Genomic DNA, 16,694 nt, shown 5'->3' with positions numbered 1-16,694 from the left:
TTTTGTTATAACTGTCATTTGGCGTGCTTTTTTAAGAGTATAATATAAGAATAGATTTAGAAATGGAGTGGATGTAATGGCAAATTTAGCATCGATTAACGCAGAACTCCCATGGCTATTAAGAATTGTAGTAGCTTCTTTGTGCGGAGCGTTGATCGGTTATGAACGTGCGATTCAAAGAAAAAGTGCCGGAGTGCGGACACATATTGTAGTTGCCTTTTCTTCCGCGCTATTTATGATAGTTTCAAAGTATGGTTTTGGCGATTTATTAAAAATGTCAGACGTTGCTTTGGACCCTTCCAGAATTGCTGCGCAAATAGTTTCAGGTATTTCATTTATTGGCGCCGGAACGATTTTAATTAAAAAGCAACAGATTTCTGGTTTGACAACTGCTGCTGGTATCTGGGCAACAGCTGCTATCGGGATGGCAATTGGTTCTGGTTTATACTTTATTGGCATATTAGCAACTGCCTTGCTCTTTGTTATCCAGATGATGTTTCACGATGATACCATAATTGATAAAATCATCATGCATATCAGGTTTAATATCCAGATAGAAGCCGTTAATAAGCCTGATATCCTGCACATAATTGAACAGGAGCTTGAGACAAATCATGTTGAAAATGTTTCCGTAAAAATACTTTTTGTCAGCGATGAAAGAATCATCTTTTTTGTAGATGGTATTATTAACAATAATATTGATGAAAACGATATCATTATGGCTCTGCGCAAGTATCCTGACATCAAGCGCATCAGTTATGCCAGTATAGATAAATAAAGCAAGTTACTTTTTAAGCAATAGTTAATTCTATTGTTTTTTTTGCATAATTTTTATCTTAACTGAGCAAACTCACTACAATATTGATATAAACTTTTTTGTGAAAGGAGAATTTATATGGCTGGACCACTTGATTATTTACGCTGGCGTGGTGACTTAAGCTTCTCAGAAAAACCATTCAACAGTGTAGATGCTTCGCTATTGTCATCCATAGCTTATTTGCCAGCTGATAGTTCTGCCACTGGTCATACTTTAGGAGAAGTAGCTGAAAAACTGTATAAGCTGCCTTCTTTTCAACATCAAATGTATGCCGAAACAGCAACTGAAGTCATGTTATTACCAGAAAGTCCTAGAATTGGCAACATTAAAATTTTGGATTGGACTGACAGGCTGGAAAAGGAGCCTCACCCGTTACAATTTACTGCTGTCACCTTTTTTATTGATTCAAACACCATAGCTATTGCTTTTCGGGGAACCGACGGCACCATGATCGGTCTAAATGAAGATATGGGCATGAATTATTTACCGGAAATTTATGGTCAAGAAGTGGCCGCTAAATATCTTACTGAAATTGCACATAAGTTTAGTGAACAGCAAATTTACCTCTTAGGTCATTCAAAAGGAGGCAATTTTGCTCAATTTGCTTTAAGTGCAGTTAGCCCTGAAATACAAAAACGGGTAATAAAAGCGATTAGTTTTGACGGGCCGGGCTTTTTCCATAAAGTGTACACAAGTCCCGGCTTCACTGCTTCTATGCCTAAAATGAAAACCTACATCCCTCAAGGCTCAATCTTTGGTGCAATGCTGGATCATCCTGAACAAGTACTGGTTGTTAAAAGTACTGTGCCTATGCGCAACCAACATGATCCGCGCCGCTGGTCAGTAGGGCGCGACAGTTTTACCCTGGCTGACGGGTTATCGTCAGGCAGTCGTGTTATCAGACATGCTCTTATTAATTTTAATAATTCAATCCCTGATCAAGAAAGAAGCGATGCTTTTTCTGATCTTTTCGAGGCATTTGAAAATTACGATATTGATGAATTACACCAGCTAACCAGTAATAAAATAGTAGGAACTTATCGCTTTGGCCGCGCCTTTTTATCCTTGGAATCCGAAGAAAGAAAATTGCTGACGCAGGTACTAAGCAACATCTGGAATTCATATAAAAAGAATATGACTCTGCCTTTGATGAACAGCAACTATGAACTTTATCCTAAAAGTAATGATTCTAATAAAGCTCCAGTCTTTTATGAATTTTACGATCCGGAACGTCCCAATATCAAGTTGCCAAAAAGCATCCAGCGTAAATTACGGTAAATTGTTTCATGTGTAACCCAAAAAAGAGGCTGGAAAACATTTAGTTTTCCAGCCTCTTTTTTTGTTAATTAAACAATTATTTTTTCATTTTATCCTTAACGTCATCAACTTTGTCTTTGACGTTTTCAGTAGCTTCTTGAGCTTTGTCTTTGACATCACCGGCAGCTTGTTGAACTTTGCCTTTGACTTCTTTAGCTTTACCAGCTACCTTGTCTTTAAAACCTTTATCAGCCATTTTAATCGGTCCTTTCCCAAAAAATTAGCGAAATTTTGCTATTCACACCTTAATAGTACAATTTAGTAGAAATATTGTCATTAAAAACGCCTTATTTTTTGTTAAAATATAGTATAAATCAAAAAGTCACAGTGTTTTCCTTTAAAACACCGTGGCTTTTATTAATTTCTATTCGTTAGGCTGATCATGACTATAATCGAGGTTCGAAAAGCGATTATAGGGTTTAGAAAACATTAATTTCACTGTGCCCCTGCTACCAGAACGGTTCTTTTCAATGATAACTTCCACTTCACCGTTATCATCTTCAGCTGATACCTCTTTATTTTCTTCGCCCTCTTCTTCATCACGGTAATAATCATCACGATAAAGAAAGGAGACAATATCGGCATCCTGCTCAATTGAACCTGACTCACGAATATCGGACAAAACTGGTCTTTTATCCTGTCTCTGTTCAACTGAACGCGATAATTGCGATAAGGCAATAACCGGCACATGAAGTTCTTTAGCCAGTTTCTTCAATTGCCGTGAAATAGCGGAAACCTCCTGCTGGCGTGATTCACTGTGCGGACCTTCAATCAACTGCAAGTAGTCAATGACAATTAAGCCTAAATTGCCTTTTTCTTTAGCTAAGCGGCGAGATTGAGCCCTGATTTCACTCATCTTAATACCTGGAGTGTCATCAATATAAATATTAGCTGTTGCTAAAGAACCGGATGCCGCAACCAGCTTAGGCCACTCATCTTCGTCCAGTTGGCCAGTCCGCAAGTGCTGCGAATTAATTAATCCTTCTGAAGCCAGCATTCTTTGCACTAACTGTTCTCCACTCATTTCCAAGGAAAACATTGCCACAGTTTTATCAGTATGCAAACCAACATACTGGGCAACATTAAGCGCAAAGGAAGTCTTTCCCACTCCGGGACGAGCAGCCACAATTACCAGTTCATCATCATGAAAACCCGTAGTCATTTTATCCAGCTCGACAAAACCAGTAGGCAAACCGGTAACCATATTGCCATCTTCAGGAATATTGTTAATTTCATCAATCGTGGAATTAACAATATCCTTGATACTGCGAAAGCCATTCGCATTATTTTCCGATGAGACATTCATAATCTCGCTTTCGGCGTTATCTAAAATATCAGTAACATCATCGGAGTCTTGCATTGCATTCGTAATAATTTTTTGACTGGCAGAAATAAGCCGCCGCAATAATGCTTTGCGGTGTACAATTTTAGCATAATAAGTGACATGAGCAGCCGTCGGAGTCGCCATGGCCAGCTCAGAAACATAAGCAATGCCGCCAATATCATCAAGCTGATTTTTCTTAGTCAGTTCATCCTGCAGCGTTAACGGATCAATTGCATCCTCACGGTCAGATAAATCAAGCATAGCCTGGAAAACCAACTGATTTGCTCTCTTATAAAAATCATCCGGCTGAACCTCAGCACTGGCATCAGCTATTGCAGCAGGATCTATAAAAATTGCGCCCAGAACCGCTTTTTCAGCTTCATCGTCATGCGGTATCTGCTGTGAGACAATATTATCCATTAATCACGCCCACTTTTTTCAGAATTCAACTAAAGGCTAATCCTGTTCAGTAACATGGACGCGGATTTTTCCTTCTACGCCCTTAAATAACTTAACTGGTACATTCGTGTAGCCCAACGATTTAATTGGTTCAGGCAGGTTTAATTTGCGTTTATCAATCTTAATACCAAATTGCTTTTCTAAGCCCTCGACAATTTTTTTACCAGAAATCGAGCCAAATAATCTAGAATCTGAACCGGCCTTAGACTTAAAGTTAACTACTGTTTCATCCTTATCTAGTTCGGTCTTAATTTTTTCAGCTTCAGCTTTTTCAGCTTCATAAGTCGCTTTTTCGTTAGCAGCAACTCTTTCCAAAGTATGCATATTTGCTTTAGTAGCAGCTTTGGCTAATCCCCTCTTAAATAAAAAGTTTTGGGCATAACCATCAGGAACATTTTTAACTTCACCGCGTTTGCCCCGGCCTTTAACATCTTTAGTAAAAATAACTTTCATTGTGCTCTCCTTTTATTCATTTTCTTGTTCATAAGTATCCACCGCATCCATCAATTTGGCAAGTGCCTCTTTAACAGATATCCCTTTAATTTGGGTAGCTGCATTAGACAAATGGCCACCGCCGCCAAGTTTCTCCATAATTACCTGGACATTAATATCACCCATTGAACGGGCAGATATACCAATTGTATCCTTATTCCGCCTGGTGATTGCAAAGCTGGCTTCGACATTTTCTAAATCAAGAGCCGTATCTGCTGCTTGAGCCGTGATAATAGGATCAATTTCCTTGTCATCTGGACCGCATAAAACAGCCATTTTGGGCTTGATCATCTTTAAGCTGCTGACCAAACGAGCACGTTCCAGAAAACTGTCAATATCTTCCTTCAGCAGTTCACTGACACCCATTGTGCTTGCACCAATCGAACGCAAGTAACTGGCAGCATCAAACGTCCGAGTACCAGTACGCAAAGAGAATTCTTTGGAATCAACCGTAATTCCTGCCAGCATTGCCGTAGCATCAAGGTCAGTTAACACGCGCTTGCCGGAATTTGGTTGCTGATATTCCACCATCTCAGTCACCAGTTCACAGGCCGATGAGGCATAAGGTTCAACATACGTCAGCATTGGATTTTCAGGAAATTCTTCACCGCGACGGTGATGATCAATGACAATAATTCTATCTCTTAACCGATCATATAATTCTTTCGCATAAGTAATAGAGTATTTCGAGTGGTCAACCATAACCAACATAGACTTGTCAGTCACTGCTTCCAAGGCATCCCCAGGAGCAATAAAAATATCATTATCTCCCTTTACCTTTTCCATTTTAGCAACTAAACGGCTGACATCATAATTGGTTTTATTAACATCTAAGACAAAATTTGCCTTCACATGGTGCAGACGAGCGATTTTAACAACGCCAATGCCACTGCCGATTGAGTCCATGTCAGGGCTGGCATGGCCAACTACAAAAACGCGGTCTGCCTCTTTGAACAGCTCACTAATCGCCTGAGAAACCATTCTGGCTCTAACTCTGGTTCTTTTCTCCATCGGATTCGATTTACCACCAAAGAAACGAGCAGCCTTGCCTGGTTGACTGAGAACAACTTGATCGCCGCCCCTGCCTAACGCGAGGTCGAGGTTTGACTGCGCTTGATCAGCTAACTCGGTAATTAAGCTGCTGCCAAAAGCAATACCAATTGATAAAGTTAAAGGCGTATTATTACGACTGGTTTCCAAACGCATTTTATCCAAAACAGAAAACTTATCTTTTTCCATTTTAGCCAAATCTTGCATGTGCAGTAACAACAAAAAGTGATCTTCATCAATGCGCTTAAGATAGGCATTAAAATTTTTAGCATAATCACTTAAAGTATTCTGAACATATGCACTAGTAGTCGTTAGCTCCTGGTCATGCATTGTTTCGCTTAATTCATCGTAATTATCAATAAAAATCTGGCCAATAGCCAATAATTCGTTGTTGTATCTTTCTTCGATTTTGGCATAACGCGTAATATCAAGTAAATAAACAACACCGAGATTGTCCTGGATAACCATCTCAAATTGATGACCATCCCAATTTACTACATGATTCTCAGCTGTTTTGGCCTTCAATGATTCATCAATCAATTTATCTAATTCAGGATCAACAGAAGCAATTGTATGTCCAATCAAATCTTCATTTTTTAAATAAAGCTGCAGGTAAGGATTGGCCCACTGAATTTGCCGATCCTTATCATAAAGTAAAATGCCGAGTGGCATTTTAATCATTGCCTCTTGCTCGCTGCGCTTAATCCGGTAAGACAAACTAACAGCAAAATTGTTTGCATTAACAGCTAAGATATACGCACCATAACCGACGCATGCCACAGTTAATATAAAGATCAAAACCATGGCCAAGCCAAATAAAGGGTTCATGATCATTGCCACGATACTACCCAAAAGCGATAACGCTAAAATAATAATGACTGAGGCCGTCAGCCTAGAATCTTTAATAAAAGCAGGAAATTCAAGCTTACGTAAAAAATCTTTCATGTAAGGTCCTTCCTAAAATAATGTATAATACATCATTATTATTATACATTGTATTCTCTGGATAAGAAACTAGGCAATATTCAGGTTTTAACTATCCTCTTACCTGCAAAAATTACACTCTTTATACTGTTGCTATGATATTTCATTTTAAATCTTACGAAGCAAAAAGCACCAAGCCATTATCAGCTTGATGCTTTTATCTTTTTCACTTTACAACCAATATTAGTGCAAAGCTATTTTTTATTTAGTTACTAGTCTTCAGTAACAAATGGCAACAAGCCCATAATGCGAGCTCTTTCAATTGCCTTAGCTACCTTACGTTGATTCTTAGCGCTGGTGCCAGTGACACGACGTGGTAAGATTTTACCTCTTTCAGAGATAAAACGTTTCAACAAATCAACGTCCTTGTAGTCAACGTAATCAATATGGTTGGCAGCAATGTAGTCAACCTTACGACGACGATGAGCGCCGCCGCTTCTTCTTTGTTGAGCCATATCCTAGGTCCTTTCTGTTAATTTAGAATGGTAAATCATCATCAGAAATATCAATGGTATCACCTGAACCTGCAAATGGATCCTGAGTATCATCTGGTCCATTATTAGCGGAGTTATTCTGGTTAGATGCTCCCATGTTAGGGGTATTATTAGTATTCTGATTACCAAAATTGCCATTATTATTTGGTGTATAACCACCATTTTGACCACGGGCTTCACGATCTTTACGTGATTCAAGCAATGCAAAGTTGTCAACGACAACTTCTGTTACATATACTCTTTGCCCATCTTTATTATCGTAACTTCTGGTTTGAATTCGGCCATCAATACCAACAAGTGAACCTTTAGACGTAAAATTACAGAAATTTTCCGCAGCTTTGCGCCAAATGACACAACTGATAAAATCTGCACCTCTCTCGCCTTGTGCGTTTGTATATTGACGATCTACAGCAAGAGTAAACGTAGCAACCGAGATTCCGCTCCCAGTAGTACGCAATTCAGGATCACGTGTTAAACGGCCAACAAGTACAACTCGATTAATCATACTTTAGGTCCTTCCTTTCCTAAATCACGAAAACGATAAAGTTTTTGTTATTAATTATCCAACTTTAACGGTCATTGAACGTAAAACAGCAGTATCAATCTTGGACAAACGGTCAAATTCGTTAACTGCGTCAGCGTTATCAGCAGTGAAAGTCATAACGTGATATAATCCCTCACGATATTTATTAATTTCATATGCGAAATGACGCTTTTCCCAGTCTTTTGACTCAACCATCGTACCACCGTTATCGGTAATAACCTTATCATAGTTTTCAACTAATGCCTTTTTTGATTCTTCATCAATGTCAGGCTTGATAATATAAGTTATTTCGTACTTAGTAGTTGTCATACTAGTGCACCTCCTTCTGGACTAAATGGTTCTTGCTAAAAATCAAGAACAAGGAGTAATTTTATTACTCGCAATCTCTAATTCTAGCACATAAACAAAAAATTACCAAACTATCTTCACGTGATCCAATAAGAAATTTTTATTTCTTACTAGTAAGTACGTAAAATAATCTGATAATTTTTAAAAGTTTTGATTTAGTAATTAATCTTGCTCTTCATCAGTTTCTTCTGAAGCTGCTACTTCCTGGTCTTCTTCAGCAGGAACAATTGCAAGACTTGCAACTTTATTGTTGTCATTAACTTTAATCAAGCGTACACCAAGAGTGCTACGACCTGTTTGAGAGACGTCATTTGTCTTGAAGCGAATCATGATGCCATCATCAGTGATAACCATAATATCCTGACTGCCATCGATCACAGTCACTCCTGAAAGTGGACCATTTTTCTCGGTAATATTTGCGGTTTTAATACCTTTACCGCCACGACCCTTTGTTGGATATTCAGAAGCCGCTGTTCTCTTGCCATAGCCTTTTTCAGAAATGACCAAGACTTCATCACTATTCTTAACGACCCCAGAACCAACAACATAATCATTTTCACGCAAATTAATTCCGCGAACACCGGCAGCAGTTCGACCCATAGATCTAACAGTTTTTTCATTAAAGCGTACTGCATAACCTAAGTGAGTGCCGATTAAAATATCCTGCTTGCCATCTGTAGCCAAAACATTATTTAACTCGTCGCCATCGCGCAATGTCAATGCAATTAGGCCGCTGTTGCGAATATTGCCGAATTCACTGACATTTGTACGTTTGACCGTTCCCATCTTCGTAATAAAAAACAGATACTGGTCATCGGCATCTTCAGGAATATTGACAATCGTCTGGATCTTCTCGCCCTTTTCCAGTTGTAACAAGTTGACTATTGGCAATCCTTTGGCAGTACGGCCAAATTCTGGAATTTCATAGGCTTTCTTAGAATAAACTTTGCCCTTGTTGGTAAAAAACAGCAACGTATCATGCGTGCTTGAGTAAATTAGGTTGGCAATGAAGTCGCCATCTTTAACGCCCATGCCTTTAATACCTTTGCCGCCACGATTTTGGGTCTTAAATTCAGTAATTGGCATCCGCTTAATGTAGCCGCTATGGGTTAAAGTTAATAAAACATCTTGTTTTTCAATTAAATCTTCATCTTCAATTGAAACAACTTCACTGGCGCCAATTTTAGTCCGGCGAGCATCGCCAAAGCGCTTTTGAATATCCAGCAGTTCATTATAAATGATCTCATTAATTCGCTCTGGTTTTGCCAAAATATCTTTATAATCAGCAATCTTGGCTTGTAGTTCTTTGTATTCAGCCTCAACCTTGTCACGTTCCAGTCCGGTTAACCGTACCAGTCTCATGTCTAAAATAGCTTGTGACTGCTTGTCATCAAGACCAAAACGACTGATTAAAGCAGCTTTTGCAATATCACTTGATTGACTCTGACGAATTATATGGACAATTTCGTCAATATGATCAAGAGCAATCTGCAGACCTTCAAGAATATGAGCCCGGGCTTCAGCCTTTTCCAACTCAAACTTAGTTCTGCGAGTAACAACATCTTCTTGGTGTTCCAAGTAATATTGCAACATTTGCTTGAGGCTGAGAAAGTGCGGTGCACCATCGACGATTGCTACCATATTCATGCCAAAATTAGCCTGCATTTGGGTCAGCTTAAACAAGTTATTCAAAACCACACTGGCACTGGCATCACGGCGAATATCAATAGTAATTCTCATCCCCGTTTGATCTGATTCATCCCGCACACCGGTAATGCCATCAATTGTCTTCGCACGCGCTAAATCAGCAATTTTCTTAACCAGTTCTGCTTTATTGACCAAGTATGGTATTTCAGTGACAGCTATTCTTTCACGGCCACTTTTTTCAGTTTCGATATTAGTATTAGCACGAACAACGATATTGCCACGACCAGTTTCATAGGCGCGATAAATGCCGCCGCGACCCATGATAGTACCACCTGTAGGAAAATCTGGACCCGGGATTGCCTTCATTAGTTCTTTAGTAGTGACATCAGGATTTTTCATTAGCATGTGCAGTCCCTTAATCACTTCTGATAAATTGTGCGGCGGAATGTTGGTAGTCATACCAACCGCAATACCACTAGTACCGTTAACTAATAAGTTTGGTATTCTAGCCGGCAGAACTACTGGTTCATTTTCAGAATCATCATAATTACGTTGCCAATTAACAGTATTTTTATTGATGTCGCGCAGCATTTCAACTGCAATTTTGCTCATGCGCGCCTCAGTATAACGCATTGCGGCCGGCTCATCACCATCAACTGAACCAAAGTTGCCATGACCATCGACAAGCATATAGCGGTAGCTGAAATCTTGTGCCATATGAGCCATCGCTAAATAAATTGAGGAATCACCGTGAGGATGAAACTTACCCATAACTTCCCCAACGATTCTGGCTGATTTTTTGTATGGTTTATCTGGTGTAACTCCTAGTTCACTCATGCCATATAGAATCCGGCGTTGAACCGGCTTCAAGCCATCGCGTACATCGGGTAAAGCCCTTGCCACAATAACGGACATGGCATAATCCAGGAATGAACTATTCATTACGCTGGTCAAATCAACGTTTCTTATTCTGTGATCCTGACCTTGATTGTCGTTATCCATTTAAACCTCCTATGCATCCAAGTTTTCAACGTATTTAGCGTTAGTTTCAATAAAATTGCGCCGCGGTCCTACTTCATTGCCCATTAGCAATTCAAACACCTCATCGGCATTTTTAGCATATTCTGGGCTGACACGATCGAGTCTTCTATTTTCAGGATTCATGGTTGTATCCCACAGTTGTTCCGGATCCATTTCACCTAGTCCCTTATAACGCTGTACCAGTGGCTTAGGACTCGGTTGTAAACTACCCAGATAATCATGCAATTCTTCGTCGGTATCTAAATATCTGACAACTTTGCCTTGACGCACTTGGTATAGAGGCGGACGTGCAATATAAACATAGCCCTTTTCAATCATCGGACGCATATAGTTGTAAAAGAGGGTCAAGAGCAAGGTCCGAATATGGGCCCCATCGACGTCGGCATCTGTCATAATGATTAACTTATGATAACGAGCCTTAGAAACATCAAAGTCTGCACCAAAACCGGTACCTAAAGCTGTAAAAAGTGACCGAATTTCTTGGTTAGCCAAAATACGATCCATTGAAGCTTTTTCAACGTTCAGAATTTTACCTCTAATTGGCAAAATTGCCTGAGTTAATCTTGAACGTCCTTGTTTAGCTGAACCACCAGCAGAATTACCCTCAACTATGAATAATTCAGAAATGCTGGGGTCATTACTTGTGTTGTCAGCTAACTTACCAGGCAGATTGGCAATTTCCAGTCCTGATTTTTTACGTGTAACCTCACGAGCGCGTTTAGCAGCTGTCCGAGCACGTTCAGCTAACTGGGCCTTTTCAACAATTTTGCGACCAACCTGCGGATTTTCCATTAAGAAACGGTTGAAGGTTTCCGAAAACGCGTGATCAACAGCTGTTCGAGCGTCTGAATTTCCTAATTTAGTCTTGGTCTGACCTTCAAATTGGGGGTTAGGGTGTTTAACAGAAACTACAGCGGTCATTCCTTCACGAATATCCTCTCCGGAAAGATTATCATCACTATCCTTTAATAGCTTAGTCTTATGAGCATAATCATTAACTACCCTAGTTAAAGCTGTCTTAAACCCAGCCTCATGCATTCCACCTTCATAAGTATGGATGTTGTTGGCAAAGGTCATTAACGTTGTTTTATAGCCTTTTGTATATTGCAAAGATACTTCAACGTTAATATCGTTGTCGTTACCTTCGACATAGATTGGCTCATCGAATAGCACTTCTGTATCACGGTTTAAGAATGACACATATTCCTGAATACCACCTTCATAGTGGTAAACATCGGTTTCTGCGCTATCTTTTCTTTTGTCAGTAAAGGTTAACTTCAACCCTTTGTTTAAAAAAGCCAATTCACGAATGCGATTTTTGAGAATTTTATCATCAAAAGAAGTGGTTTCAGTAAAAATATCTGGATCTGGGAAAAAGTGTACTATAGTACCATGTTCAGATAAGGGCACGCTTCCAATCATTTTCATTTCATCAACTACGCGACCACGACTGAAGTCAATAAAATACTTTTTCCCGTCACGCATAGTTGTAACGTCAAGTTTAGTTGACAATGCATTGACAACAGAAGCACCAACCCCGTGCAAACCGCCAGATACTTTGTAGCCGCCACCACCAAATTTACCGCCTGCATGCAAGACAGTAAAAACAGTTTCAAGAGCTGGCCGCCCAGTTTTCTTTTCAATATCTACCGGAATACCACGTCCATCATCCTGAACAGTGACACTGCCATCTTCATTAATAGTAACTTCAATCTTACTGGCAAAACCGGCTAGACTTTCATCGATACCATTATCAATTATTTCCCACACTAAATGGTGTAATCCCTGAGAACTGGTTGAGCCAATATACATTCCTGGACGTTTACGAACTGCTTCAAGTCCGCCTAAGACTTGAATCTGACTGGCATTATATTTATCGGCTTCTTTTTCGTATTGCTTAATTTGATTAAGATTTTCTTTGTTATTATCTGCCATGCAATTTCCCCTCTTCTAAATAAATTTGTCCAGATTTTATGCGGTATATTTTCGGCTTTTTAATTATTTCCCAGGAAATACCCTCAAGATCTGTTGTTGTAATAAATGTTTGCGTTTTGCCGTGGATGTAGTTAAGTAGAGCACTTTGACGGTTATGATCAAGCTCACTCATTACATCATCGAGTAGTAATAATGGATACTCGTCAGTTATCTGGTGCACAAGTTGTATTTCTGCTAGTTTGATGCTAAGTGCTATAGTTCTTTGTTGTCCTTGGGAACCATACAAATGTGCATTTTTTCCATCAAGCTCAAATTCAATGTCATCCCTGTGAGGTCCACTCAATGTCGTACCTTTGAGAATTTCAACCTTTTTATTTTTCTGAAAATTATTTAATACTTTATGGTAAACTTCTTCGACACTGTCTTTTGCAGAAATTTCCTTTACTGATGGTCGATAAGTTACCTCCAATTTCTCTGCGCTGGTACTAATATGCGCGTATGCGTCTCTAGCATATTGGTCTAGGTAGTTTAAAAATTGAAAACGGCGAACAATTACTTCTGCAGCCACACCTGCCAGCTGATCTGATAAGACTTCTAAAAACATAGTGTCACGGGCTTCGCCTTTGGCTAACTGCTTTAAATAATTGTTTTTTTGCTGCAAAACCTGCTTATACTTGCCCGCAAAATAGAGATATTCTGCACTAATTTGACCAAACTCTTGATCCATAAAGCGTCGTCTTAAATTAGGAGCACCCTTAATCAGGTCTAAATCTTCCGGAGAAAATAAAATAGCGTTCAATTGTCCCACATACTTGGATAATTTCGCTTGTTCGACTCGATTTACCCAAACTTTTTTGCCCTTGGTAGTAATTAGAACCCGTAAGGACAAATCAACTTGACTTTTATAAATGTGCCCGGAAACATTGGCATAATCTTTACCAAAAGCAATTAGTTCTTTGTCATTACTTGTCCGGTGAGACCGTGTTAAAGCCAAAAAATAAATTGCTTCAAGCAGATTAGTTTTGCCTTGAGCATTTTGTCCTATAAAAATATTGACATTAGGATCAAAATCAACCTCAAATTGTTGTAAATTGCGGTAATTTTGGGCAATAAAATGCTTGAGATACATTAAAGCTACCGCAATTCGTAAGTTTTTTGATTAACTTCAAGCTTATCGCCAGGACGTAACTTCTTACCCCGTCGATTTTCCTTTATTCCGTTTAATAAAACAGGATTATCCTGCAAATACCACTTAGCCTGACCACCAGAAGAAATGATACTTTCTTTTTTTAAAAATTGACCCAGAGTAATATATTCACTCGTTAACTTTATTTCTTTGATCATAACCACCTTCGCCACTTTAAATACCTATAATAAGTATATTCGTTTCACAAACAAAAAACAACTAAAAGCCCATATAAAGCCATATAAACGGATTTTTCCAAAATAAACAATTCATAGTGATCGACATTAAAAATAAACCAGCAAGCTTTTTCGGTTGATTACAAAAATTTGACTACAAAAAAAGTCATCAAATGATGACTTTTTATCTTTCGTAGTTTTGACAATGATTAAAATGTTCTAACTGGTGTAATTAATTGAACAAAATCAATATCAGTTTTATCTGGATTGACAGTAAATGGACGCAGTGGTTGCGTGAAATCCATAATGACAGAATCTGTTACTGAAGCTTTTAGTGCGTCTCGCAGGTAATCCGGGTTGAACGAAATCTTTAGATTGTTACCATCTAGTTTCTTAAAACTAACGTCTTCTTCCACATTACCAATTTCTGCTGACTCACCGGACAATTTTGCACTTTGTTTTTCGGTATCTAGCGTTAAATCGACCACATTATTGCGTCCCGCATGTGTCAACAGACTTGCCCGGTCTAATGCACTCGAAAGTTCCATTAAATCAAATTCTACAGTTGTTGTACTGTCAGTCGGAATTAAGCGCTCAGTATCAGGATAACTACCTTCAAGTAAGCGTGAATAAAACAGAATATTGCCAATCTCAAAAAGTACTTGATTTTCACCAGGACAAACTTTAATTTCCGGATCGGTTTCACCAATAATTCGTGCTAATTCAAGTAAACTTTTTCCAGGTATAATCAGATCCGTTTTAGCTTGCGGTCCATTTTCTAAAGTCAATACTCGACTAGATAATCTGTGTGAGTCTGTCGCTACAGCATGGATTTTGTCTGGACTAAAAGTAAAGTGTACTCCGGTTAACACTAAACGGCTTTCCTGTGTCGCAACTGCAAATTGGGTTTCGTTGATTATTTCACGAAAAGTTTTCCCCGAAATAACAAAAGAGGACTCGTCTGGAATTTCCGGTAATCTTGGATAGTTATTGGCATCTAAACCATTGATAGTAAATTCACTGTTTTCAGAAATAATTTGTGTTTGAAAACTTTCTTTAACTTCTAATGAAAATTCCTTTCCTGGCAATCGTCTGATAATTTCACTGAAAAAACGAGCTGGTAAAACGATTGAACCGGTTGATGCAACTGTTAAGTCTTCACTTACCGGTATTTTAATCTCAATTGAAATATCAGTGTCACTGCCTGTTAGAAGTAATTCATCTTCAGTCAGATTAATTTTAATTCCACTAAGAATAGGAATAGTTGCTCTTGAAGAAATTGCGTGCATTACGTTGTTTAAATTGTCTAAGAAAAGATTTCTGTTTACTGTAAATTTCATTTGGTGCCTCCTGTTATTTTGTCTGTTTCCTTTATATTAATTATATATTTAATTAGTAGTATTAGTAGGTCCTGTGATTTCTGTTGAAAAGTTACACAGTTCTTAAAATAACGTAATTATTACGGTTAAGAAGATGTGAACAAGTTCGTTACTTATCCACAATTAATAACTTTTAGTGATCAAGCATTTGTTTTAAATCAAATACTGCAGTTTTGATATCAGCATTTGTTTTAATTTCCCGACTGATTTTTTCGTAAGCATGCATCACTGTTGTATGATCTTTGCCACCGAATTCCTGTCCGATTTTGGGAAGACTGGAATCTGTCAATTCGCGTGATAAATACATTGCAATTTGTCTGGGAACAACGATCTGTCTAACGCGCTTTTTTCCTTTCAATTCATAGGTTGAAGTCTGGAAATAGTTAGCAACAACTTCTTGAATTTTAGAAATTTGCAGTCCCTGATTCTTTTGAACTAGTTTGAGATCTGCCAAGGCTTCTCTAGCCAAATTAACATTGATATCTTCATGTTCAATTGTGGCATGTGCCTGAACTTTTACCAGAGCCCCTTCAAGTTCACGAATATTAGTATCAACTTGGGAAGCTATATAGTCGAGTGTATTATCATCTATTATTAGATTCTCAGCCTCTGCTTTTTTACGTAAAATCGCGATGCGCGTTTCCAAATCAGGTGGGGTAATTTCGACTTGCAAACCCCAGGTAAAACGAGATACCAGTCTTTCTGATAGGTCAGGAATTTCAGTAGGAAGGCGATCACTCGTCATGACTATTTGCTTTTGATCATTGTAGAGAGTCTCAAAAGTATGGAAAAATTCTTCTTGAATACCCTCTTTTTTAGCGAAAAACTGAATATCATCTACAAGCAACAAATCGCAAGTGCGATATTTTGCACGAAATTGATCTTGAGTTTTGTTTTTGATTGAGTTTATAAAATCATTAACAAAAGTTTCGCTTTGAATATAAACGACTTTGGCATTGGGACGCTCTGCCAGCATTTGATGTCCGATAGCTTGCATCAAGTGCGTCTTTCCAAGCCCTACGCCACCAAAAATAAAAAGAGGGTTGTAAAAACTGCCCGGACTGTCAGCAACTGCCAAGGCTGCACCTGCAGCCAATTTATTGCCTTCACCCTGAACAAAATTGTCGAACGTGTACTTTTCGTTAAGCTTAAGATTACGGACAAATGCATTTTCCATTTGAGGTCGTGCACTTTCTGACATTGAGTCTGTTTTTGGCTTAGGTGTTACAAGGCGCTCAGTACTGTTGTCACCTTCAATTTGAAAAACCGGCATGACTTCAATATTGGCATAGCCGTAGGCAGATTGAATCAGTTGTGAGGCCAAATTTTTTTCCCAATACCCCTTGGTTACGGGATTTTGCACGGCAATTTTTAGTTCATGAGTTTCCTTATTATAGGAAATTGGTCTTGTATTTTTAAACCATGCGTTATAAGCAACTTCATTAAAATGTTCACGCATCTCGCTATTAAAATGATGCCAAAATTTATTAATGTCAAACAA

At 38.6% G+C, this 16,694-nt stretch carries 15 protein-coding genes; 2 read left to right on the top strand and 13 right to left on the bottom strand.

Annotation, left to right across the window (positions count from 1 at the left end):
* Positions 1–76: 76 nt before the first annotated feature.
* Together JF76_RS00070 and JF76_RS00065 are read left to right on the top strand one after the other, a co-directional pair.
* Positions 77–778 carry an MgtC/SapB family protein gene (locus JF76_RS00070; protein WP_045927259.1) on the top strand — a complete coding sequence of 234 codons (702 nt, stop codon included), beginning with the start codon at positions 77–79 and terminating at the stop codon, positions 776–778.
* 117 nt (positions 779–895) lie between these two features.
* Positions 896–2,095 (top strand): DUF2974 domain-containing protein, encoded by a 1,200-nt coding sequence (locus tag JF76_RS00065; protein ID WP_045927258.1) that lies wholly within the window; start codon positions 896–898, stop codon positions 2,093–2,095.
* 76 nt (positions 2,096–2,171) lie between these two features.
* Here the strand turns inward: JF76_RS00065 and JF76_RS10170 are convergent, their stop codons facing one another.
* The 13 genes from JF76_RS10170 to dnaA form a co-directional block, all read right to left on the bottom strand.
* A complete protein-coding gene (locus tag JF76_RS10170; protein WP_109585634.1) occupies positions 2,172–2,330 on the bottom strand; it encodes a CsbD family protein in 159 nt (52 codons plus the stop codon).
* Positions 2,331–2,498: 168 nt separating this feature from the next.
* Positions 2,499–3,878 carry a replicative DNA helicase gene (gene dnaB / locus JF76_RS00060; RefSeq protein ID WP_045927257.1) on the bottom strand — a complete coding sequence of 460 codons (1,380 nt, stop codon included), beginning with the start codon at positions 3,876–3,878 and terminating at the stop codon, positions 2,499–2,501.
* Positions 3,879–3,914: 36 nt separating this feature from the next.
* The gene (gene rplI, locus JF76_RS00055; protein ID WP_034978644.1) at positions 3,915–4,370 is read right to left on the bottom strand and encodes a 50S ribosomal protein L9; all 456 of its coding nucleotides are present in this window, start codon (positions 4,368–4,370) and stop codon (positions 3,915–3,917) included.
* Positions 4,371–4,382: 12 nt separating this feature from the next.
* Positions 4,383–6,404: a DHH family phosphoesterase gene (locus JF76_RS00050; RefSeq protein WP_045927256.1), complete on the bottom strand. Its 2,022-nt coding sequence runs from the start codon at positions 6,402–6,404 to the stop codon at positions 4,383–4,385.
* A 251-nt stretch (positions 6,405–6,655) separates the two neighbouring features.
* Entirely contained in the window at positions 6,656–6,898 is a 243-nt protein-coding gene (rpsR, locus tag JF76_RS00045; protein WP_034978630.1) for a 30S ribosomal protein S18, read from the bottom strand.
* Positions 6,899–6,920: 22 nt separating this feature from the next.
* Positions 6,921–7,442, bottom strand: coding sequence for a single-stranded DNA-binding protein (gene ssb, locus JF76_RS00040; RefSeq protein WP_045927255.1), 522 nt, complete (start codon positions 7,440–7,442; stop codon positions 6,921–6,923).
* A gap of 54 nt (positions 7,443–7,496) precedes the next feature.
* Positions 7,497–7,790: a 30S ribosomal protein S6 gene (gene rpsF / locus JF76_RS00035; protein ID WP_034978626.1), complete on the bottom strand. Its 294-nt coding sequence runs from the start codon at positions 7,788–7,790 to the stop codon at positions 7,497–7,499.
* Between the two features lie 201 nt (positions 7,791–7,991).
* Positions 7,992–10,478 carry a DNA gyrase subunit A gene (gene gyrA, locus JF76_RS00030; RefSeq protein WP_045927254.1) on the bottom strand — a complete coding sequence of 829 codons (2,487 nt, stop codon included), beginning with the start codon at positions 10,476–10,478 and terminating at the stop codon, positions 7,992–7,994.
* Between the two features lie 9 nt (positions 10,479–10,487).
* On the bottom strand, positions 10,488–12,452 hold the full coding sequence (gene gyrB, locus JF76_RS00025; protein WP_045927253.1) for a DNA topoisomerase (ATP-hydrolyzing) subunit B: 1,965 nt from the start codon (positions 12,450–12,452) through the stop codon (positions 10,488–10,490).
* Entirely contained in the window at positions 12,442–13,581 is a 1,140-nt protein-coding gene (gene recF / locus JF76_RS00020) for a DNA replication/repair protein RecF (RefSeq protein WP_045927252.1), read from the bottom strand. Before recF ends, gyrB begins: the two co-directional genes overlap by 11 nt.
* A 5-nt stretch (positions 13,582–13,586) precedes the next feature.
* On the bottom strand, positions 13,587–13,796 hold the full coding sequence (gene yaaA, locus JF76_RS00015) for a S4 domain-containing protein YaaA (protein ID WP_045927251.1): 210 nt from the start codon (positions 13,794–13,796) through the stop codon (positions 13,587–13,589).
* A 227-nt stretch (positions 13,797–14,023) separates the two neighbouring features.
* Positions 14,024–15,154: a DNA polymerase III subunit beta gene (gene dnaN, locus JF76_RS00010; RefSeq protein WP_045927250.1), complete on the bottom strand. Its 1,131-nt coding sequence runs from the start codon at positions 15,152–15,154 to the stop codon at positions 14,024–14,026.
* 172 nt (positions 15,155–15,326) lie between these two features.
* Positions 15,327–16,694 (bottom strand): chromosomal replication initiator protein DnaA (dnaA, locus tag JF76_RS00005; protein ID WP_052697024.1); only part of this gene is annotated, 1,368 nt, incomplete at its 5' end.

The sequence above is a fragment of the Lactobacillus kullabergensis genome, from assembly GCF_000967195.1.
GTDB lineage: Bacteria > Bacillota > Bacilli > Lactobacillales > Lactobacillaceae > Lactobacillus > Lactobacillus kullabergensis.
This window is presented reverse-complemented; position numbering and strand designations above follow the sequence as displayed.

Excerpts from the sequence above, each read along its gene's own strand:
- rpsR (WP_034978630.1), bottom strand. The coding sequence starts at position 6,898 with ATGGCTCAACAAAGAAGAAGCGGCGGCGCTCATCGTCGTCGTAAGGTT.
- ssb (WP_045927255.1), bottom strand. The coding sequence starts at position 7,442 with ATGATTAATCGAGTTGTACTTGTTGGCCGTTTAACACGTGATCCTGAA.
- yaaA (WP_045927251.1), bottom strand. The coding sequence starts at position 13,796 with ATGATCAAAGAAATAAAGTTAACGAGTGAATATATTACTCTGGGTCAA.
- dnaN (WP_045927250.1), bottom strand. The coding sequence starts at position 15,154 with ATGAAATTTACAGTAAACAGAAATCTTTTCTTAGACAATTTAAACAAC.
- JF76_RS00065 (WP_045927258.1), top strand. The coding sequence starts at position 896 with ATGGCTGGACCACTTGATTATTTACGCTGGCGTGGTGACTTAAGCTTC.
- gyrA (WP_045927254.1), bottom strand. The coding sequence starts at position 10,478 with ATGGATAACGACAATCAAGGTCAGGATCACAGAATAAGAAACGTTGAT.
- dnaB (WP_045927257.1), bottom strand. The coding sequence starts at position 3,878 with ATGGATAATATTGTCTCACAGCAGATACCGCATGACGATGAAGCTGAA.
- recF (WP_045927252.1), bottom strand. The coding sequence starts at position 13,581 with ATGTATCTCAAGCATTTTATTGCCCAAAATTACCGCAATTTACAACAA.
- gyrB (WP_045927253.1), bottom strand. The coding sequence starts at position 12,452 with ATGGCAGATAATAACAAAGAAAATCTTAATCAAATTAAGCAATACGAA.
- JF76_RS10170 (WP_109585634.1), bottom strand. The coding sequence starts at position 2,330 with ATGGCTGATAAAGGTTTTAAAGACAAGGTAGCTGGTAAAGCTAAAGAA.
- JF76_RS00070 (WP_045927259.1), top strand. The coding sequence starts at position 77 with ATGGCAAATTTAGCATCGATTAACGCAGAACTCCCATGGCTATTAAGA.
- rplI (WP_034978644.1), bottom strand. The coding sequence starts at position 4,370 with ATGAAAGTTATTTTTACTAAAGATGTTAAAGGCCGGGGCAAACGCGGT.
- rpsF (WP_034978626.1), bottom strand. The coding sequence starts at position 7,790 with ATGACAACTACTAAGTACGAAATAACTTATATTATCAAGCCTGACATT.
- JF76_RS00050 (WP_045927256.1), bottom strand. The coding sequence starts at position 6,404 with ATGAAAGATTTTTTACGTAAGCTTGAATTTCCTGCTTTTATTAAAGAT.